The organism is Streptomyces sp. NPDC005483 (assembly GCF_040606035.1).
In the GTDB taxonomy this organism is placed as follows: Bacteria; Actinomycetota; Actinomycetes; order Streptomycetales; family Streptomycetaceae; genus Streptomyces.
This window is the reverse complement of record NZ_JBEXEA010000009.1, coordinates 163,433-182,946: the sequence shown is the minus strand read 5'-3', so window position 1 is coordinate 182,946 and position 19,514 is coordinate 163,433. Positions and strand designations below refer to the sequence as shown.

Genomic DNA, 19,514 nt, shown 5'->3' with positions numbered 1-19,514 from the left:
CGGTGTTCCGGTTCCGTCAGTGGAAGAAGTGCCGCGTCCCGGTGAAGTACATCGTGACGCCGGCCTTCTTGGCGGCCTCGACGACGAGTTCGTCACGGACCGAGCCGCCCGGCTGGACGACCGCCTTCACACCGGCCTCCAGGAGGACCTCCAGGCCGTCCGGGAACGGGAAGAAGGCGTCCGAGGCGGCGTACGAGCCCTGCGCGCGCTCGGCACCGGCCCGCTCGACGGCGAGCTTCGCGGAGTCGACCCGGTTGACCTGCCCCATGCCGACGCCGACCGAGGCACCGTCCTTGGCGAGGAGGATGGCGTTGGACTTGACGGCCCGGCAGGCCCGCCACGCGAAGGCCAGCTCGCCCAGCTCGTCCGCGCTCAGGGCCTCACCGGTCGCCAGGGTCCAGTTCGCCGGGTCGTCGCCCTCGGCCTGGAGGCGGTCGGTGACCTGGAGGAGCGCGCCGCCGTCGATGGGCTTGACCTCGGCGGGGTGCGCGGGCGCGGCCGGGGCCTTCAGGACGCGGATGTTCTTCTTCCTGGCGAGGGCTTCGAGGGCGCCGTCCTCGTAGTCCGGCGCGACGATGACCTCGGTGAAGATCTCGGCGACCTGCTCGGCCATCTCCTTGGAGACCGGACGGTTCACCGCGATGACCCCGCCGAAGGCCGACAGCGGGTCACACGCGTGTGCCTTGCGGTGCGCCTCGGCGACGTCCGAACCGACCGCGATACCGCAGGGGTTGGCGTGCTTGATGATCGCGACGGCCGGCTCGGTGTGGTCGTACGCGGCACGGCGGGCGGCGTCCGTGTCCGTGTAGTTGTTGTACGACATCTCCTTGCCGTGCAGCTGCTCGGCCTCGGCGAGACCGACGCCCGTGCCGTCGACGTAGAGCGCGGCGGGCTGGTGCGGGTTCTCGCCGTAGCGCAGGGTGCTCTTGCGCTCCAGGGCCGCGGCGATGAACTCGGGGAAGGGGGAGTCGTCCGCGGGGGCGTAGGCGCTGGCGAACCAGCTCGACACCGCGATGTCGTACTCGGCGGTGTGCCGGAAGGCCTCGGCGGCGAGCCGCTTGCGGGAAGTGAGGTCGAACCCGCCGTCCTTCACCGCGGTCAGGACGTCGGCGTACCGCTCGGGGCTGGTGACGACGGCGACCGACGGGTGGTTCTTGGCGGCGGCGCGCACCATGGACGGGCCGCCGATGTCGATCTGCTCGACGCACTCGTCGGGGGAGGCACCGGACGCGACGGTCTCGCGGAACGGGTACAGGTTGACGACGACGAGGTCGAACGGCTCGACACCGAGCTCGGCGAGCTGCTCGCGGTGGCTGTCGAGGCGCAGGTCGGCGAGGATGCCGGCGTGCACGCGCGGGTGCAGGGTCTTGACGCGGCCGTCCAGGCACTCGGGGAAGCCGGTGAGCTCCTCGACCTTGGTGACCGGGACGCCGGCGGCGGCGATACGGCCCGCGGTGGACCCGGTGGAGACGAGTTCGACGCCGGCTTCGTGCAGCCCGCGGGCCAGCTCTTCGAGCCCGGTCTTGTCGTAGACGCTGACGAGCGCGCGACGGATGGCCCGCTTGCCGTTCTCGATGCTCTCGGCGGTCACTGGATAACTACCTTTCGTCCCTCAATGCGATAGCCGTTGCGGGCGAGCCGCCCCACGACCTCGACGAGCAGTCTTCGCTCGACTTCCTTGATGCGCTCGTGCAGAGCGCTCTCGTCGTCCTCGTCCCGGATCTCCACCACGCCCTGGGCGATGATCGGACCGGTGTCGACGCCGTCGTCGACGAAGTGGACGGTGCAGCCGGTGACCCTGGCTCCGTACGCGAGCGCGTCGCGCACTCCGTGGGCCCCCGGAAAACTGGGCAGCAGCGCGGGGTGGGTGTTCACGAACCGCCCGCCGAAGCGCGCGAGGAACTCCTTCCCCACGATCTTCATGAACCCGGCGGACACCACGAGGTCGGGTTCGTACGCGGAGACGGCCTCGGCGAGCGCGGCGTCCCACTCCTCGCGCGTCCCGAAGTCCTTGACCTTGCTGACGAAGGTGGGAATCCCGGCCCGCTCGGCCCGCGCCAGCCCCTCGATGTTCTCCCGGTCGGCCCCTACGGCCACGATCTCGGCACCGTAGGCCTGGGCGCCGGTCGCCGCGATGGCGTCCAGCAGCGCCTGGAGGTTCGTACCGGATCCGGAGACCAGCACGACCAGGCGCTGAACCGGCCTGGCCTGCTCGGCCACGGGCTTGGCGGCCACGGCGGGGGCCCTTTCTCGGGGGAGCGTTTGTACGGTCGTACGAATGCTTCGAGCCCCGGGATACGGGGAAGTCTACGAAGCGGCCGAACGTCAGCAACGATACCGGCACATCGGAAGGCCCCCACGGGACGGGGGCGTGGCCGGAAGGTAGCGTCTGGGAGGGACCGGTCCGGGAACGCGGGTGGTACGCGGTGCGTTCACGGGGTGAGGCTCGCGCCGACGGGCCCACCGCACCGCTCGATCCACGTAAGCCATGGCCAGTCACATCCTTCAAGGGGAAGACGCTCACTTGATGTCCGACCGCAGCCTGCGACTCCTCACGCTCCCCCAGCAGTCGGTGCAGGAAGGGAAGCGCAGCGGCATGCTGCTGCGGGAGCAGCCCGCCTCGCCGCCGGACGCCCCCTCCTCCTCCGACAAGAAGTCCGAGAAGTCGGAGAAGGCCGACAAGCGGTCCGGCAGGAAGAGCGGCGAGGAGCAGGGCGGTGCGACAGAGGGCGACAACCCCTTCGCCCCGCCGCCGGAGGGCAGCCCGGACCGCCCGTGGCAGCCGCGCCGCCCCGAGGACTCGGACGGCGACCGGGGCGACGGCGACCGGGGCGACGGCAGCCGCACCCCGTGGGGCAGCCAGTGGAGCGACCGCCAGCCGGGCCGCTCCGACGGCAATTTCGGCGAGCGCCCCGGCGCGGGCCCCGGGGGCGGCCCGCAGGGGCAGGGCAGCACCGGACCCGGTCTGCGCTGGGACCCCACGGACCCTTCCCAGCGCCGCGCCCGCTACGCCCTGCTGTGCGGCATGTGGGCCTTCTTCTTCGTCCTCTTCGGCTGGCCGTACGTGAGCCTGCTGCTGGGCGCGCTGGCCCTCTACTGGGGCATCAGCGCCCTGCGCGCCAAGCCGCGCAACCCGGACCCCGACAGCCCGGCCCCGCCCCAGTCGGCCCGCCCGCAGACCACGGCCGCGGTGAGTGGCGTGGTCACGGCTTCCCTGGCCATCGTCTTCGTGGCGGCGAGCTTCACCGCGCGACTGGTCTACGACGACTACTACACCTGCATGAACGACGCCCTCACCAACCAGGCCCAGCAGTCCTGCGCGGACCTCCTCCCGAAGGAACTCCGGGGTGTGCTGAGCACGAACGGCTGACGGTCAGTCGGCGGGCGAAGACTTCTCGGGAGACTCCTCCAGCGGCGTGGCCGCCTCCTTCAGGACCGCCCAGCGGGACTCGCGCGAGGCGTCGTCGTACCAGGGCGTCGGCGAAGGCACCGGCTCCGCCCGAGGGTCGGCGGGCAGGAAGTCGTAGGGCTCGTAGGAGTCGTCCTGGCCGTAGGTGTCGTCTTCGTCGTACGAGAATTCCTGGCCGTGCAGGGCGCCGTGCCCATGAGGGGTGTCCTGGCCACTCGCCGCCACCGGGGCGGTGCCGGGCGCGCCCGCGGAAACGGCCCCGGGAGCGGTCTCGGCCCCGCCCGCCTCCCCGCGCTCGCGCCGCGAGAGCCGGCCCCGCACCGACGGCACCAGGGTCCACAGCCCGCCCCGTGAGCGGCCCCGCCAAGCCCGTACCGCGCACGCCACCGGAACCCCCACCGCCGTGATCCACCCCATCACCGCGGCGCCGACCTGCCACCACACCGGTCCGAACCGGGCCAGCGCCCCCACCCCGAGCGGTCCGCCGGCCGGCGCGGTCAGCAGGGCGACCGCCCCCGCGCACAGCGCCGCCGCCCACACCACCGCGCCCGCCGTCCGCCGCCACGGCCCTCCCGCGCCCGCGTCCCGCCCCACGAACCACCCCACCACGGCCCCGGCCACCACCGGCACCGCCCCCGCCGCCCAGTGCACCGGCCCCCCGGCCCCCGCTTCCGGTACCGCCGCCAGCAGCGGGAACGGCGGCAGCATCGGCGCGGGATCCGACGACAGCGGCGCCACGACATGTCCCGCGCCGAGGACGAACCCGGGTCCGGCGGCGTACCCCACCGCCCACACCGCCGCGTTCGGCACCAGCGTCAGACACAGCAGCAGGACCGCGAACCGCCCCGACCACCCCTCCGTCAGCCGGAGGAACGACTCCCGTGTCGCATCGCCGTGCGCCACCAGCGACACCCCCAGCAACACCGCCCCGCCCCCGGCGAGCACGCAGACCCCGGCCCCCGCCGCTCGTGCCGCCACGGCGAGCCGCGCCCGCGCCTCCGCACCGAGGACGAGGCGCCGCACCCCGGCGGGCAGCAGCACCAGCACTCCGTCCAACGCCTCGGAGGGACGGCCGTACGCCGTCCACACGCCTACGCCGGCCGCGCCCATGACGACGGCCGGCAGGCACACGCAGGTCCATGTCCACGAGGGGCGCAGCGCCCCGCCGGACGCGTACAGGGCGACGGCCGCGCCGACGGCGAGGTACCCGAGCACGACCCCCGTCCACGCCGTCCGCCCGGACGCCCGCGGCGGCTCCTCCTCCCCGGAGGCCACGTCCCGCGCCGCCCGGTGCACCAGCCACAACGGCAGCGCGAGCAGCAGGAGCGGGGTGACGCCGACGGGCGCCGGGACACCGGAGAGCGTGTCCGTGCGGACCAGCTCCGCCCCGTGCGCCAGCAGCCACAGCGCCGCGGCCACGTGCAGCGCACCCCCCGGACCGCTGTCGGGATACGGCGAGCTGATCCACAGCGCGATCACGAGCACGGCGAACGAACCGAGCCCCAGCCCGGCGGCCACCACACCTCCCAGGAGGCCGGCGGCCAGGCCGGGTGTCCGGTCGCGCAACCGGGTGAGCAGGGGGGACAACGACGTTCGGCGAGCGGTCAGCTGGATCACGACCGCCATGCTCCCAACGACACGCGCTTTCTCGTCGCAACATGCCAACACCCGATGTGTCGCTCAATATATGACTATGTACTTTTTCGCACGAAGGGGCGTCCTGTGACGCAGGATCAGGTCGCGAACCCGGTCGGCGTTTCCCTGACACCCGCTCAGGCCTTCGACGCGCTGTACGCGTTCTGCGCGCCCGCCCTCGTCCGGCAGACCTACCTGCTCACCGGGCGCCGCGAACTCGCCCGCGAGTCGGTCGAGCGGGCCTTCCAACTCGCCTGGCAGCGCTGGCCCGAGGTGGCGTTGGACCGGGACCCGGCGGGCTGGGTACGGATCATGGCGTACGAGTACGCCCTCTCTCCCTGGCACCGTTTCCGCCCTCGCCACCGCCACCCCGAGGCACCCGTCGCCGACCCGTCGGCCCGCGCGCTGATGGCCGTACTCCTGAAGCTCCCGCCGTCGCAGCGGCGCACGCTCCTGCTGTACGACGGCGTCGGCCTCGACCTTCCGGAGACGGCGGCGGAGACGGAGGCGAGTACACCGGCGACGGCGTACCGGTTGATGAACGCGCGGTCGGCCATCGCGGCCCGGCTTCCCGATCTGGCCGACCCGTCCGCCCTGCACGACAGCCTGACCGTGCTGGCCTCCGTGGAACGCCTGCGGGCCGCGCAGCCGCCCGCGGTGAGGACCGGGAGCGAGCGCCGGGCACGTTTCTGGACGCGGGCGGCGATCGCGTTCACGGTGACGCTGATCGGCACGACGGCGCTCACGCTGCGGACGGCTCCGACGCATTACGAGCCGCCGGTCCCGCCGGGGGCGGAGATCCAGGGGGTGCCGCCGAGGGTGGGGCAGGGGGCGTTGTCGGAGGCGGAGGTGTCGCTGCGCAGGAAGCTGCGCGAGTCGATGGGGAGCGGCCCGGAGAAGGTGGTGCCACTTGCTCGTTAGGGGCCGGCTGCGGGCCGGTGGGGGCTGTTCGCGCAGTTCCCCGCGCCCCTGAAAGAGCCTCCACTGGACCTGCCTCTTCTTGGGGGCGCGGGGAACTGCGCGAGCAACCACGACGCACCCGCGGCCGCCCGACAACCCGACAGGCACCCCATAACGCGTCGATGGGCCCGCCCCAACCCACGGAGCGAGCCCATAGACGTTCAGCTGGGTACCGTTCAGCCGGCGAGGATCTCCCGCGCCAGCTTCGCCGTCTCGGTCGGCGTCTTGCCGACCTTGACGCCGGCGGCCTCGAGGGCCTCCTTCTTCGCGGCGGCCGTGCCGGAGGAGCCGGAGACGATGGCGCCGGCGTGGCCCATGGTCTTGCCCTCGGGCGCGGTGAAGCCCGCGACGTAGCCGACGACCGGCTTCGTCACGTTCTCCTTGATGAAGGCCGCGGCCCGCTCCTCGGCGTCGCCACCGATCTCACCGATCATCACGATCAGGTCGGTGTCGGGGTCGGCCTCGAACGCGGCGAGCGCGTCGATGTGCGTGGTGCCGATGATCGGGTCACCACCGATGCCGACGGCGGAGGAGAAGCCGATGTCACGCAGCTCGTACATCATCTGGTACGTCAGCGTGCCGGACTTCGAGACCAGGCCGATGCGGCCCGGCTTGGTGATGTCGCCCGGGATGATGCCGGCGTTCGACTGGCCCGGGGTGATGAGACCGGGGCAGTTCGGGCCGATGATCCGGGTCTTGTTGCCCTGGGAAACGGCGTACGCGTAGAACGCGGCCGAGTCGTGGACCGCAATGCCCTCGGTGATGACGACCGCGAGCGGGATCTCGGCGTCGATCGCCTCGACCACGGCGGCCTTGGCGAAGGCCGGCGGTACGAAGAGGACGGACACGTTCGCACCCGTCTTCTCGATCGCCTCGGCGACCGTGCCGAACACCGGGATGTCGGTGCCGTCGATGTCCACGGACGTGCCCGCCTTGCGCGGGTTCACGCCACCGACGATGTTCGTGCCGTCGGCGAGCATGAGCTTGGTGTGCTTCATGCCCGTGGAGCCGGTCATGCCCTGGACGATGACCTTGCTGTCCTTGTTCAGGAAGATAGCCATGGCTGTTCTGTCCCTCTTCCCTTACTTCGCAGCCGCGAGCTCGGCGGCCTTGTCGGCCGCGCCGTCCATGGTGTCCACGCGCTGGACCAGCGGGTGGTTGGCGTCGGAGAGGATCTTGCGACCCAGCTCGGCGTTGTTGCCGTCCAGGCGGACGACGAGGGGCTTGGTGACTTCCTCGCCCTTGTCCGCGAGCAGCTGCAGCGCCTGCACGATGCCGTTGGCGACCTCGTCGCACGCGGTGATGCCGCCGAAGACGTTGACGAAGACCGACTTGACGTCGGGGTCGCCCAGGATGATCTCCAGGCCGTTCGCCATCACGGCCGCGGACGCGCCGCCGCCGATGTCGAGGAAGTTGGCGGGCTTGACGCCACCGTGCGCCTCACCGGCGTACGCGACGACGTCCAGGGTGCTCATGACGAGACCCGCGCCGTTGCCGATGATGCCGACCTCGCCGTCGAGCTTGACGTAGTTGAGGTTCTTCTCCTTGGCGGCGGCCTCGAGCGGGTTGGCCGCGTCCTTGTCCTGGAGTGCCTCGTGTCCCGGCTGACGGAACTCGGCGTTCTCGTCGAGGGAGACCTTGCCGTCGAGGGCGATGACCTCGCCGGAGGCGACCTTGGCCAGCGGGTTGACCTCGACGAGGAGAGCGTCCTCCTCGATGAAGGTCTTCCACAGGGTGACCAGGACGTTCGCGACCTTGTCGGCGACCTCGGCCGGGAACTTCGCGGCCTCGACGATCTGGCGGGCGACCTCGGGGGTCACACCCACGTTGGCGTCGATCGGCGTCTTGGCGACGGCCTCGGGGCGGGTCTCCGCCACCTCCTCGATCTCCATGCCGCCCTCGACGGACGCGATGGAGAGGAAGGTGCGGTTGGCCCGGTCCAGGAGGAAGGAGACGTAGTACTCCTCCACGATCTCCGGGGCCGTCTCGGCGATCATCACCTTGTGGACCGTGTGGCCCTTGATGTCCATGCCGAGGATGTTGGTGGCGTGCTCGACGGCCTCGTCGGTCGAGGCGGCGAGCTTGACGCCACCGGCCTTGCCGCGGCCGCCGACCTTCACCTGGGCCTTGACTACGGACTTGCCACCGAGACGCTCGGTGGCTGCGCGGGCCGCCTCAGGCGTGTCGATGACTTCACCGGCCAGCACCGGTACATCGTGCTTGGCGAAGAGGTCCCTCGCCTGGTACTCGAACAGGTCCACGCGCTTCCGTCCCTATCAGTGATCTCGCGGTTCGTTGTCTGCGTGGGCGTGCCGCGAGGGCAACGTGACGTCCGACCGCTGTCTGTCACAAGGGAGGCGCACACGGTGTCCGAGCGCGCGGCATGTCCGTCTCGCAGGTTATCGCTGCTTGCGGGAGGCCCCTAAATCGAGGGTCACACCTGAGCGGTGATACCTGTCACATGATGCCGCGCTCACTGGCACGGCGTGCCGCAGGTGAAGGGCCTCACCGGGCTGGGGTTGGCCCGGTGAGGCCCCTTGAACAGCCCTGCGAGGGGCTCAGGGCGGTTGATCCCCACCCCAATGGGGACCTCTTCGCCCCGCCCGTGAGGTTCCGGCAGGACAGACCGACGGCTTTCGGCCGTCCGGGCCCGTCGCCTCACGGAGTCGGTGGTGGGGGACGGTCAGGCGCGGTACCGGAGGTCCTGCGCCCAACCCGGGGTGACGGACCCGGCCACGCCCTGGACGCCGGTGACGGCGTGCCCGGCGAGCGGTCCCGCGGTGTCCTGGACGGTCCCCGTCAGGCCGTCGGCGAAGGGGCCGACCCGCCCGGCGACGGGGGCGGCCTCGCCGACGACGCCGTACGCGAAGGGCGTGACGTCACCCGTCACGCCGTACGCCGCCGCCGTGGCGCTGTCGGCGACCGGTTCCACCGTTCGGGTGACGGTGTCGACGACGGGCCGGACCGCCCCGGTGACACCGTGCGCGAAGGCCGGGACCTCGCCCGCGACGCCGTACGCCAGGTCGGTGGTGTGGCCCGTCACGCCGTACGCGAGCGGCGCGACGTCGCCGGCGACCCCGGACGCGAAGGGCCGGACGTCCTGGGTGACTCCGTACGCCAGGGTGGACGCGTCGGCGACGGCCTGCCCGGCGACCGGCACCACCCCGTGCACGGCGGTGTTCACGACCGGGGGCAGCACGGCGTCGGTGGTGTGGTGGGCGACCTGTCCGACGAGACCGGTGGCGTAGGGCGGGACGTCGGAGACGACACCGCCGGCGACCGGGAGCACGCCGGCGACCGTGCCGGTGGCGTACCCGGCGACGCCGTCCTGGATCTCCCCGACTCCGGCGACCGCGCCGCCGACCACGGGCCGCACGCCCTGGACGGTGCCGCCCACGGCCGGGGACACGTCCCCGACGACGCCGTACGCCACCGCGGTCGCGGCGCCCACGGCGTGCCCGGCGGTCCCCGCGACCCCGCCGACGGCTCCCGCTGCGACCGGCGTCACTCCGGCCACCGCGCCGGTGACAACCGGGGTCGCGCCGTCCACGGTCCGCCCGACGACGGGCACGACACCTTCGGCGACCGGCGCCACCCCGTCCACCGCGTGCGCGACGACGGGCACCACGCCGTCCACGGTGACCGCCACGACGGGCGGCACGACGGCGGCCGCCGTCTGGCCGACGACGGGCGTGACCGTGCCGACGACCTGCCCGCCGGCACCGTTCACCGTGCCCGTGACGTGGCCGGGGACGGAGGAGGCCGTGGCCTCGACGGTGGCCGTCGCGGCGGTGGCCTCGGTCCCGGCGGTGGCAAGGACGCCGGCGATCCGGCCCTGCGCTGCGGTGCGCGTGGCCTGCGCCGCGCCGGTCGCACCCGTCGCGGTGCGGCCCGCGCCCGCGAGGGTGTGCTGCTTCTTCGTCCGTACGACGCCGTCGACGCCCTGCGCCTGGGCACGGGCCGCCGTCTGGGCGCCCTGCAGCTTCGTCTGGGCGCCGGCCAGGGCCCGCTCCACCTCGGGGGCGAAGGCGGAGAGGGGGCCGAAGAGGTAGTCGACGTCGGGGTGGGGGGTGGTGGGGGCGCTGGGCGCGCTGGAGGCGGTGGTCGCGGTGAGGTCGGCGGCCTTGGTGGCGGTCGCCTGAGCGGCGTCGGCCTTCGCCTCGGCCTGCGCGGCCCGGGCCGCCTTCGCGCCCTGGATGGCCGCGGCGCCCTTCACCTTGGACGCCTTCGTCCTGGCGGCCTGAGACACCTGCGGGACGACGGTGGCCTTCGCGGCCGCGTCACGGTGGGCCTGACCGGCGGTGCCGGTGGCCGCCGTGTGCGCGGTGGTGGTGACGTCGGAGACGAGGCCGTCGACCGTGCCGTCGAGGGTGTCGGTGACCGTGCCGAGGGTGTCGGTGACCGTGCCGAGGGTGTCGGTGACGGTGGTGGTGGTCGTGTCGGAGGCGGCGTCGGACGTCGTGTTGGACGTCGTGTCGGATGCCGTGTCCGTCGCGGAGAGGAAGGTGGCCGGGAGCTCGTCCGCGCTGGCCGCGGCGGAGCCGAGTGCCCACGCACCGGTGACGCCGGCGGCTATGACGAGGGAACGGCGGATGTTCTTGTTCATGAGTGCGTCAGATCCCTGGATCTTGGGGGTGCCTGGAGAGGCATGGGGACATCCGGAGCCACGGGGCTCCAGGGGGATCCGTCCGGAGATCTGAGGAGATCTGGGGGGTGTCCGAACGGCTGGGGCAGACCTGTTCCGCCGCCGCGCTGAAGGTCGGCGACGGGGGGGAGGTCTGCCCTAGCCGGGGAAGACGGGGATGTCCCGGTGCCTGTCCCGGGTCCCGGCCGCGTCGACACCCGCGGCGGCACCGGGCACGAGCCGCAGCGGCGCCCGGTGGTCGGGGGTGAGGGCATGTGCGTCGACGTGGCGCGACGAGCCGTTGTCCACCGCCGGCTTGCCGCCCAGGGCCCCGCCCGGGTTGTCGGAGGGTGCCTGGTGGGCGGGGGCGTGGGCCGGAGAGGTGGCTCGGTGGCCGGAGGGATGTGCGACGGGCTCGGTCACGGTGCCACGACCGGCGAACCGCGGCCCGAACCGGGCACCGGCGTCCGCGGAGCCCTCGCCACCGGCGGGCTTCCTCGCCGCGTGCTCACCCGCCTGGGGCTGCGGCGCCGAGGTGACCGGCGAAGGGGCGGGCAGGGTCTGGCCCGGGGTTCCGGGCAGGCCCGGCACCGTGGGGAGACCCGGCACCGTCGGTGTCGGCAGGGTCGGCCACGACGGGGACGCCGGGAGCGACGGCAAGGTCGGCCACCCCGGCAGCGTGGGCCGCGCCGGTGTCCCGACCGCCTCGGTCAACCCCGCGGTCACCGTCTCGACCAGATCACCCACCGGCTGCACGACACGGTGGGCCACGGCCCCGACGACGTCCTCAGCCTCCGGACGGAGAACCTTGTCGTCGGCCGGGTGGGCGAGAGGGGTGATGGCGAGGGGATCGGAGGCAACCGGGTCGGAAGCGACCGGCTCGGGAACGCCAGTCGTCGCCGTGTCCGTGTCTGCATCCCCGTCCGTGTCAGCGCCTGTCTCCGTGTCCGTCCCCGTGACCGTGGGTATGGCGGCGGCCGTGTGAGTGGGCCTCGGCTCGACCGGGGGGTTCACCAGCTGACCGACCGTCTGGCCCGGCAACGCCCCGATACCGTCCGCCGCGTGTGCCTGCTCCCCGCAGAGGAAGCCGAGCACGAACAACCCGCCCACCAGCAGTCCCAGTTGCAGCGCTCGCCGCCCGGCCACCGCGCGCAGCACGCGCACAGCGGCACCGGGAAAGGCTGCTGACCAGATCAAGAGGGGGCGGATCCTTCCGTGCGACAGAACGAAGCTGAACGGAACGAAGTGAAACAGAACGCAGGCCAAGCGGAACAAACGCGAAAGGGAAACGGAGGGGAAGGGTGAAAACTGTGGAGAAGCCGATCCTTGCACGGGGAGCCCGAGGTCGCGCAAGTCCCCTGTTACCGATGCGTAGTCATGTCCGTTTTGCTGGACGTAGCCGCAGGTCGCCGGGTCGACAAATCACCAACCGGCGGCTCGGGTTCACACGGGGTCCGGTATCGGAAGCGGGCGCTTCTCGATGGCCGCCGCCATCACCTCGGGGAACAGGTCGGGAGTGCAGGCGAAGGCCGGTGCGCCCAGCGCGGCGAGCGCGGCCGCGTGCTCCCTGTCGTAGGCGGGCGCCCCCTCGTCCGAGAGTGCGAGCAGCGTCACGAACTGCACCCCGGACGCCTTCATCGCCGCGACCCGCTTGAGCATCTCGTTGCGTATGCCGCCCTCGTAGAGGTCGCTGATCAGCACCATCACCGTCTCCGCGGGCCGGGTGATCTGCGACTGGCAGTACGCCAGCGCCCGGTTGATGTCCGTGCCCCCGCCGAGCTGCGTGCCGAAGAGCACGTCCACCGGGTCGTCGAGCTGGTCGGTGAGGTCGACGACGGCCGTGTCGAAGACGACGAGCCGCGTGTCGATCGACCGCATGGACGCCAGCACCGCGCCGAACACGGACGCGTAGACGACGGACGCCGCCATCGACCCCGACTGGTCGATGCAGAGGACGACTTCCTTCTTCACCGACCGGGAGGCCCGGCCGTATCCGACCAGCCGCTCCGGCACGATCGTCCGGTACTCCGGGAGATAGTGCTTGAGGTTGGCCGAGATCGTGCGGTTCCAGTCGATGTCGTGGTGGCGCGGCCGGCTGATCCGGGCGCTGCGGTCGAGGGCGCCGGTGAGCGTGGCGCGGGTGCGGGTGGCGAGCCGCTTCTCCAGATCCTCGACGACCTTGCGCACGACGGCCCGTGCCGTCTCCTTCGTCGTCTCCGGCATCGCCTTGTTGAGCGAGAGCAGCGTGCCGACCAGGTGCACGTCGGCCTCGACGGCCTCCAGCATCTCCGGTTCGAGAAGCAGGGTGGACAGCCCGAGCCGGTCGATGGCGTCCCGCTGCATGACCTGGACGACGGAGGAGGGGAAGTACGTCCTGATGTCCCCGAGCCACCGCGCCACGGACGGTGCCGAGGCCCCGAGCCCCGCCGAACGCTCCTTCCCCGCCTGCCCCTTTCCGTCTCCCCTGCCGTAGAGCGCGCTCAACGCCCCGTCCATCGCCGCGTCCTGGCCACTGAGCGCACACCCGGTCCCGTCGGCCGCGTCCCCGCCCAGCACGAGCCGCCAACGCCGCAGGCGCTCGTCGGGGGTGGAAGCGGGGGCGGGTGCGGGTGCGGGTGCGGGTACGGGTACGGGGGAAGCGTCGGCTGGGTCCCGTGCTGTGGTCGCCTCTTCCGCCGGGTTCACGTCCGCCCCTTGCCCGGTGTCCGGTGCCTGCCCGTCAGCCGGATCCCGCACGGGGTGCGCCGACCGCTTCACGGGCGGGACCGACTCCGGCCCCCCGGCCCGATGCCGCACCGGATTCATCCGGGGGCGCGGGCTCGTGGCCGGTTCCGTCGTCCTCGGAGTCACCGGTGCCGTCCCGTCGTTCGGCTCGGTCGTCATGCCCCTGCCCCCGTCCGGAACCGGTCCCAGAGCGGGACCACGGCCACGCTCGTCAACGAGCCGCGCTTCGCCCGTGCCCCGGTCCTGTTCCCGGGTGCGACTGCGCGACCGTCCCCGGCAGCGGCGACCGTCCTGCCGGCCCCGCCCCTCGGTGTCCGCGATACCTGGGTCATCATCCCGCCACCCCCGAAAGGTCGTTGTCCTCGGTCTGCGCCAAGCCATCGTGCTCGTCGCGGTGATCGTGCTCGTCGTGCTCGTTGTCCAGGCCGAGCAGCAGCCGCAGCACCGGCAGCACGGCGTCGGCCCGGTCGCTGTCGAGGCCGGCCCCGAAGCCCGGTATCCCGGAACCGGCGCTCGCCGCGCTCCCCCGCTGTCCCGGGCCCCGCCGGACCAGTTCACCCAGGGTCCGGCGCACTCCCGGCTCGTACGCCGAGAACGTGCGCCGCAGCAACGGCAGCACATCGGTGAACGCCTCCGCCGACACCCCGGTCAGCCAGGCGTCGACCAGTCCGAGCAGCCGCTCGTCGTGCACGAGAAGCATCCCGCCGCCGGACCCGCCCCCGACGAAACCCTCGATCCACGCGGCCGCGTCCCCCGGCTCCGTCCCCGGCGACAGCACGAGCCCCATGAGCCGCGCCGCCTCGTCCTGCGCCAACTCCCCCTCATCCAGCAGCAGTCGAACGGCCCGCCCCCGAATGACACCGGGCACGGTGTCCCGCAGGGACAGCACCTTGAGCACGGCCTGCCAACGGCCACGGAGACCCCGGTGAGCCTGCGCATCGCCCCTGCCGCCCTGCCCCGAAGCGACGGTCGCCTCCCCGGCAGCCGCCGCCTCGCCCAGCAGCCCCACCGCCCCGTGGACCGCGTCCACATGACGCCGCATCTCCTCCGCCGCCTCCGCGTCGAGCGCGGCACAGGCCGGGGGCAGGCCGACGAAGACCCGCTCCGCGAGGCCCGCGGCGACCTCCGTCAGCGCGCCGGTGTCGGTGCCGCGCACATCGCCGTAGCGCAGGGAGCGGACGAGGGCCGGCAGGGCCTGGGCGAGGTGGCCGACGTCCGCGTCCAGTGCGGCGCGGTCGGCGAGGATCTGCATCACCGTGGGCAGGGCGTCGGGGAGTTCGGCCAGCAGGCAGCGCTCGGCGAGGGCGGTGACATCGGCGAGCCCCGACGCGGAAACGGCGTCCGCCTCCGCCTTGGCCGTCGCGGCGTCGAGCACGGTGGTGCCCCACACGCCTGCCTCGGCGACCCGCACCGACAGCTCCGGTTCCCACCGCAGCCGCCACGTCTCGCGGAACGTGCCCGTGCTCCCCCGCGCGACCGCCGGCTCACCCCACGCCACGCCCAGAAGCCGCAGCCGGTGCAGCAGCCTGCTGCGCTCGGCGTCGTTCTCCTTGCGCAGGTCCAGCTCCAGCTCCCGCTCCAATGCCTCCGGTTTGAGCCGCAGCCGCCGCTGGATCCGGTCGAGGTCCCGCTGCAGCGGAACCGCGGGCGCCGCCTGCGGCACCTCCCCCAGGACGTCCCCGACCACCAGCCGGTCGTGCACCAGCGCCAACGGGACGTCCGAGCCCTCGCACATCACGGCCCGTACCGCGTCGGTCGTCTCGCTCAGACCCGGCAGGGGACGGCCGCGCATCGCTGCGAGCGTCTCGGCCAGCCGTACGGCCTCGATGACGTGCGCCGAGGACACGATCCGGTCCTCGTCCCGCAGCAGCCCCGCCACCTTGGTCAGCCACCGCTCGACGGGCCGGTCCGGCGCGCCGAACAGGTGCCCGTACCAGCCGGGCGAGTCGATCCCGGCGCCGTAGCCGCTGTGCCGCGAGAGCCTGCGGTACGTCCACGGCACCCAGGTCATGTCCGACTTGACCTTGGGGAGCCCCTTCAGCAGCGCCTTGTCGGCGGCGACCGTGCTCTTGCGCCGCAGCGCGGGCACGTGCCATGCCCCGCACACCACGGCCACGTCGTCCCCGAACTCCCGCTGTGCCGCCCGCATCTGGAGCCGCATGTAGGCCTCCCGTACGAGGTCCCGGTCATGTCCGCCGGTCCCGTACGTCTCCCGCAGCACCCCCATCGCCTCTTCCAGGACGGTGAACGGCTCGAACACGTCCCCCTGCCCCGCTCCCCGGTGCTCGACGACGTCCTCCCACCACCGCTCGGGGTCGTCGTATCCGGCAGCCTCGGCCAGCACACCGAGCGGATCGACACGGACCGCGTTCTGAACGGCGGGCTCGTCGCCCGGAGCGGTGTCCTCACCGGCGGAAGGGCCCTCCACGCCTCCCGGGTCGGTGTTCTCGTCGGCTGGAGCAGAGCGCCCACCGACCGGGCCGGTACCACGCGCGTCCGGCGCCCCGACGCCGCCCGCACCCGACGCCGGGGTGCCCTGCGCGCCCGGTCCGGCGGCACCACCGGCCTCCGTCCCGGGACCGCTCGGGGCCGACACCTCGGTGGCGGGTCCGTCCGGTAGGTCCGCTGCCCTCTCGTCCGCCTCTTCCCTCCCCCACGCCAACGTGTGTGTGGCCGGCAGGTCGACGAAACGGGCCGGGACCTCATGCTCCAGCGCCCAGCGGATCGCCACCCACTCCGGGGAGAACTCGGCCAGCGGCCAGAACGCCGAACGGCCGGGCTCGTCCACGGCATGGGCGAGCAGCGCCACCGGCGGTCGCATGTCCTCCTCGGCGGCCAGCGCGATCAACGCGTCGGCCTCGGGCGGCCCCTCGATCAGCACGGCCCGGGGCCGGGCCGCGTCCAGCGCCGCCCGCACGGCCCGCGCCGACCCGGGCCCGTGATGCCGCACCCCGAGCAGCAAGGGCCCCACACCGGCCTCCCGGCCCCCGCGACCCTCTACGCCGACCACGCTCCCGCTCCCCCTCCCGGACACCCTGCCTCCCCTCCTTCCCTCTTCGGCTGACGCGCGCGAGCCGCTCGCCGCTCCGCTCCCGGACGTGTCGTCTTGAGCCACACCCCCGCATCCCGGCCCGCCGGCCCCGGTGCTCCCCGCGCCCCGAGACTCTCCGAAGCCGCCCGCCGCTTCACTCCGCGACCCGGCGCCGCCAGTGCCCCCGCTCCCTTCCTCACCCGCGTCCGTCACACCGTCCCCCTCGCCTCCGAGGCCACTTGGAGTCGTCCTCGCCGACGCTCCCGACCCCTACGCCGTCGCCGTACCCCTCAAGGCCCGTCATAGCCGTCCCCCTTGTCTCCGCGTCCCTCGGCACTCCGCACCGGCCCCCGCGCCCATCCCCGGCGCTTCCGTACGTCCCGGTGCGTCCCCGAACGGCGGGCCGCCCTCGCACCTCTGCCCCCGTGGGCTCCCTGCGGCCCCGCCCCAGGCTGTCCCTCACGCACTCACCTCCCGGCAGGCCCGGTAGAAGTCCTTCCAGCCGTCCCGCTCGCGGACGACCGCCTCCAGGTACTCCTGCCAGATGACCCGGTCTGCCGCTGGATCGCGGACGACGGCGCCGAGGATGCCCGCGGCGACGTCTCCGGCCCGCAGGACGCCGTCGCCGAAGTGGGCGGCGAGGGCGAGACCGTTGGTGACGACGGAGATGGCCTCGGCCGTCGACAGCGTGCCGCTGGGCGACTTGAGCTTCGTACGGCCGTCGGACGTCATCCCGTCCCGCAGCTCGCGGAAGACCGTCACGACACGGCGGATCTCGGCGATGCCGTCGGGCGCGGCCGGCAGGTCGAGGGAGCGGCCGATCTGGTCGACGCGGCGCGAGACGATGTCGACCTCGGCCTCGACGCTCTCCGGCAGCGGCAGTACGACCGTGTTGAAACGGCGGCGCAGGGCGCTGGACAGGTCGTTCACCCCGCGGTCGCGGTCGTTGGCCGTGGCGATGAGGTTGAAGCCGCGCACCGCCTGCACCTCCGAGCCCAACTCCGGTATCGGCAGTGTCTTCTCGGACAGGATCGTGATCAGCGAGTCCTGTACGTCGGCCGGGATACGGGTCAGCTCCTCCACCCGCGCCGTCATCCCCTCCGCCATGGCCCGCATCACCGGGCTGGGCACGAGGGCGTCGCGGCTCGGGCCGTTGGCGAGCAGCTGCGCGTAGTTCCAGCCGTAGCGGATCGCCTCCTCCGGCGTGCCCGCCGTGCCCTGCACGAGGAGCGTCGAGTCGCCGCTGACCGCCGCGGCGAGGTGCTCGGACACCCAGGTCTTCGCGGTGCCGGGCACACCCAGCAGGAGCAGGGCGCGGTCGGTGGCGAGGGTGGTGACGGCGACCTCGACGAGGCGCCGGGGGCCCACGTACTTCGGCGTGATCACCGTGCCGTCCGGCAGGGTGCCGCCGAGAAGGTACGTGGCCACCGCCCACGGCGACAGCTTCCAGCGGGCCGGGCGCGGGCGGTCGTCCTGCGCGGCCAGCCCGGCGAGCTCGGCGGCGAAGGCTTCCTCGGCATGCGGCCGCAACGCCTCGTCAGGTTCTGCCTGCTTCGGTTCCATGGTCGTCGGTTCTACGGACACAGACATGGCTGAGGCCCCCTCCAGCTCGGCCGGTTCGGATCTGTCACCAACCGTGCACCACGCCACTGACAATGCGATCCGACCTGCGGAAACGTGCTCACGAGGGCTGGCGCGGCGGTCGGCCCGGGGTCGATTGTCAGTGGGGGGATCTACCTTCGATGACATGACTCAGCAGGGGGTGCGCTGGACAGCGGATCAGGTGCTGGCACTGGCTCCTGACGCCGCCTCACGCAAAGCGGGAAGCAAACTCGGCGCGGCCGGGCCATGGTCCGAGGCGGGGAGTTCCGACGAGGGGACGGTGTGGGGGCTGTGCAAGGGCAGTGGCAGCAAGCCGTATCAGACGGTCATCGACATCGCGGACGCCGCGGGGCCCGCGTACAAGTGCAGCTGCCCGAGCCGCAAGTTCCCGTGCAAACACGCGCTCGGGCTGCTGCTGCTCTGGGCAGGCGGGGAGGGCGCGGTGCCGCCGGGGCCGACGCCGGACTGGGCGGAGCAGTGGATAGCGGGAAGAAGGCAGCGCGCGCAGGAGAAGCGGACGGCGGGCGCGGCCGGTGCCGCCGCCGGGTCCGGTGATCCCGAGGCGGCGCGGCGCAGAGCGGAGCGCCGGGCCGTGCGGATCACGGCGGGCGCCACGGAGCTGGAGCAGCGGCTGACGGATCTGCTGCGCGGTGGTCTGGCGGGGGCGGAGCAGGCGGGATACGGCATGTGGGAGGAGACGGCCGCCCGCATGGTCGATGCCCAGGCGCCGGGACTCGCCGCGCGAGTCAGGGAGCTGGGGTCGATCCCGTCGTCCGGTCCTGGCTGGCCGGTGCGGCTGCTGGAGGAGTGTGCCCTCATCCACCTCCTCGACCAGGGCTGGCTGCGCCGCGAGCGGCTGCCGGAAGGCCTGGCGTCGACGGTCCGTTCCCGGATCGGCCTGCCCGCCTCGGCGGACGGACCCGCGATACGGGACCGCTGGCTGGTCCTCGCCCAGTACGACACCGCGGACGCCCGCCTGACCACCCGCCGGATCTGGCTGCACGGCACGGACTCGGGCCGCACGGCCCTGCTCCTCTCCTACGGCGCCGCCGGCCGCGCTCCCGAACTGGCGCTGCCGGTGGGGCTGGAGCTGGACGCGGAGGTGTCCGCCCATCCCGGTACCGGTCAGCTGCGGGCGGCGCTCGGCGAGCAGTTCGCACCGCCCGCGCCCTCGGCGGCCCGTCCGCCGGGAGTGACGACCGAACAGGCGGCCGCCCACTACGGCGAAGCGCTGCGGGACGACCCGTGGCTCGACTCCGTCCCCGTCACCCTGGATCGGGTGATACCGGCCCCGGACGGGGACTCCTGGCAACTGGCCGACGCCGAGGACGACTCGGCGCTGCCGCTGACCGCCTCCGCCCGCTCCCGTCCGGGCCTGTGGCGCCTGGTCTCGCTCTCGGGCGGGGCCCCGGTGAAGGTCTTCGGCGAGTGCGGCCACCGCGGCTTCACCCCGCTGACGGCGTGGCCGGAGGGTGCGGGCGAGGCGGTGCGACTGTGCTGAACGGAACCGACCGAGCACCGGGTCGGCT

Annotated in this window: 13 protein-coding genes; 3 read left to right on the top strand and 10 right to left on the bottom strand. The window is 73.1% G+C overall.

From position 1 onward, the window contains the following. Positions 1-16 precede the first annotated feature (16 nt). The gene (gene purH, locus ABZT06_RS19330; RefSeq protein WP_355741777.1) at positions 17-1,591 is read right to left on the bottom strand and encodes a bifunctional phosphoribosylaminoimidazolecarboxamide formyltransferase/IMP cyclohydrolase; all 1,575 of its coding nucleotides are present in this window, start codon (positions 1,589-1,591) and stop codon (positions 17-19) included. Then, a complete protein-coding gene (purN, locus tag ABZT06_RS19325) occupies positions 1,588-2,235 on the bottom strand; it encodes a phosphoribosylglycinamide formyltransferase (protein ID WP_355741774.1) in 648 nt (215 codons plus the stop codon). Before purN ends, purH begins: the two co-directional genes overlap by 4 nt. 292 nt (positions 2,236-2,527) lie before the next feature. Between purN and ABZT06_RS19320 the strand changes: the two genes are divergently transcribed. Further along, the gene (locus ABZT06_RS19320; protein ID WP_355741771.1) at positions 2,528-3,370 is read left to right on the top strand and encodes a hypothetical protein; all 843 of its coding nucleotides are present in this window, start codon (positions 2,528-2,530) and stop codon (positions 3,368-3,370) included. A gap of 3 nt (positions 3,371-3,373) precedes the next feature. Here the strand turns inward: ABZT06_RS19320 and ABZT06_RS19315 are convergent, their stop codons facing one another. Further along, positions 3,374-5,035 carry a DUF6350 family protein gene (locus ABZT06_RS19315; protein ID WP_355741768.1) on the bottom strand — a complete coding sequence of 554 codons (1,662 nt, stop codon included), beginning with the start codon at positions 5,033-5,035 and terminating at the stop codon, positions 3,374-3,376. A 45-nt stretch (positions 5,036-5,080) separates the two neighbouring features. On the opposite strand from ABZT06_RS19315, the gene ABZT06_RS19310 reads away from it, so the two are divergent. Beyond that, the gene (locus tag ABZT06_RS19310; RefSeq protein ID WP_355741765.1) at positions 5,081-5,965 is read left to right on the top strand and encodes a sigma factor-like helix-turn-helix DNA-binding protein; all 885 of its coding nucleotides are present in this window, start codon (positions 5,081-5,083) and stop codon (positions 5,963-5,965) included. Positions 5,966-6,180: 215 nt separating this feature from the next. Here ABZT06_RS19310 and sucD read toward each other — a convergent pair whose 3' ends face one another. The 7 genes from sucD to ABZT06_RS19275 form a co-directional block, all read right to left on the bottom strand. Further along, positions 6,181-7,065 carry a succinate--CoA ligase subunit alpha gene (gene sucD / locus ABZT06_RS19305; RefSeq protein WP_355741762.1) on the bottom strand — a complete coding sequence of 295 codons (885 nt, stop codon included), beginning with the start codon at positions 7,063-7,065 and terminating at the stop codon, positions 6,181-6,183. Between the two features lie 21 nt (positions 7,066-7,086). After that, positions 7,087-8,265 (bottom strand): ADP-forming succinate--CoA ligase subunit beta, encoded by a 1,179-nt coding sequence (gene sucC / locus ABZT06_RS19300; RefSeq protein ID WP_355741759.1) that lies wholly within the window; start codon positions 8,263-8,265, stop codon positions 7,087-7,089. 422 nt (positions 8,266-8,687) lie between these two features. Then, the gene (locus ABZT06_RS19295) at positions 8,688-10,610 is read right to left on the bottom strand and encodes a hypothetical protein (RefSeq protein ID WP_355741756.1); all 1,923 of its coding nucleotides are present in this window, start codon (positions 10,608-10,610) and stop codon (positions 8,688-8,690) included. Between the two features lie 177 nt (positions 10,611-10,787). Then, positions 10,788-11,825 carry a hypothetical protein gene (locus tag ABZT06_RS19290; protein WP_355741754.1) on the bottom strand — a complete coding sequence of 346 codons (1,038 nt, stop codon included), beginning with the start codon at positions 11,823-11,825 and terminating at the stop codon, positions 10,788-10,790. Between the two features lie 246 nt (positions 11,826-12,071). Then, positions 12,072-13,202, bottom strand: coding sequence for a VWA domain-containing protein (locus tag ABZT06_RS19285; RefSeq protein WP_355742229.1), 1,131 nt, complete (start codon positions 13,200-13,202; stop codon positions 12,072-12,074). Positions 13,203-13,683: 481 nt separating this feature from the next. Beyond that, complete coding sequence (locus ABZT06_RS19280; protein WP_355741751.1) at positions 13,684-16,362, bottom strand: DUF5682 family protein; 2,679 nt, start codon at positions 16,360-16,362, stop codon at positions 13,684-13,686. Positions 16,363-16,842: 480 nt separating this feature from the next. Further along, positions 16,843-17,973, bottom strand: a complete 1,131-nt coding sequence (locus ABZT06_RS19275; RefSeq protein WP_355741748.1) for an AAA family ATPase — start codon at positions 17,971-17,973, stop codon at positions 16,843-16,845. A 157-nt stretch (positions 17,974-18,130) separates the two neighbouring features. Here ABZT06_RS19275 and ABZT06_RS19270 point away from each other — a divergent pair, with 157 nt between their 5' ends. Beyond that, on the top strand, positions 18,131-19,486 hold the full coding sequence (locus ABZT06_RS19270; RefSeq protein WP_355741747.1) for an SWIM zinc finger family protein: 1,356 nt from the start codon (positions 18,131-18,133) through the stop codon (positions 19,484-19,486). Positions 19,487-19,514: the final 28 nt, after the last annotated feature.

What these genes read in the sequence shown, in the direction of transcription:
- ABZT06_RS19275 (WP_355741748.1), bottom strand. Translation starts at nt 17,973, where the DNA reads ATGTCTGTGTCCGTAGAACCGACGACCATGGAACCGAAGCAGGCAGAA.
- sucD (WP_355741762.1), bottom strand. Translation starts at nt 7,065, where the DNA reads ATGGCTATCTTCCTGAACAAGGACAGCAAGGTCATCGTCCAGGGCATG.
- ABZT06_RS19310 (WP_355741765.1), top strand. Translation starts at nt 5,081, where the DNA reads ATGTGTCGCTCAATATATGACTATGTACTTTTTCGCACGAAGGGGCGT.
- ABZT06_RS19315 (WP_355741768.1), bottom strand. Translation starts at nt 5,035, where the DNA reads ATGGCGGTCGTGATCCAGCTGACCGCTCGCCGAACGTCGTTGTCCCCC.
- ABZT06_RS19295 (WP_355741756.1), bottom strand. Translation starts at nt 10,610, where the DNA reads ATGAACAAGAACATCCGCCGTTCCCTCGTCATAGCCGCCGGCGTCACC.
- ABZT06_RS19270 (WP_355741747.1), top strand. Translation starts at nt 18,131, where the DNA reads ATGACTCAGCAGGGGGTGCGCTGGACAGCGGATCAGGTGCTGGCACTG.
- ABZT06_RS19320 (WP_355741771.1), top strand. Translation starts at nt 2,528, where the DNA reads ATGTCCGACCGCAGCCTGCGACTCCTCACGCTCCCCCAGCAGTCGGTG.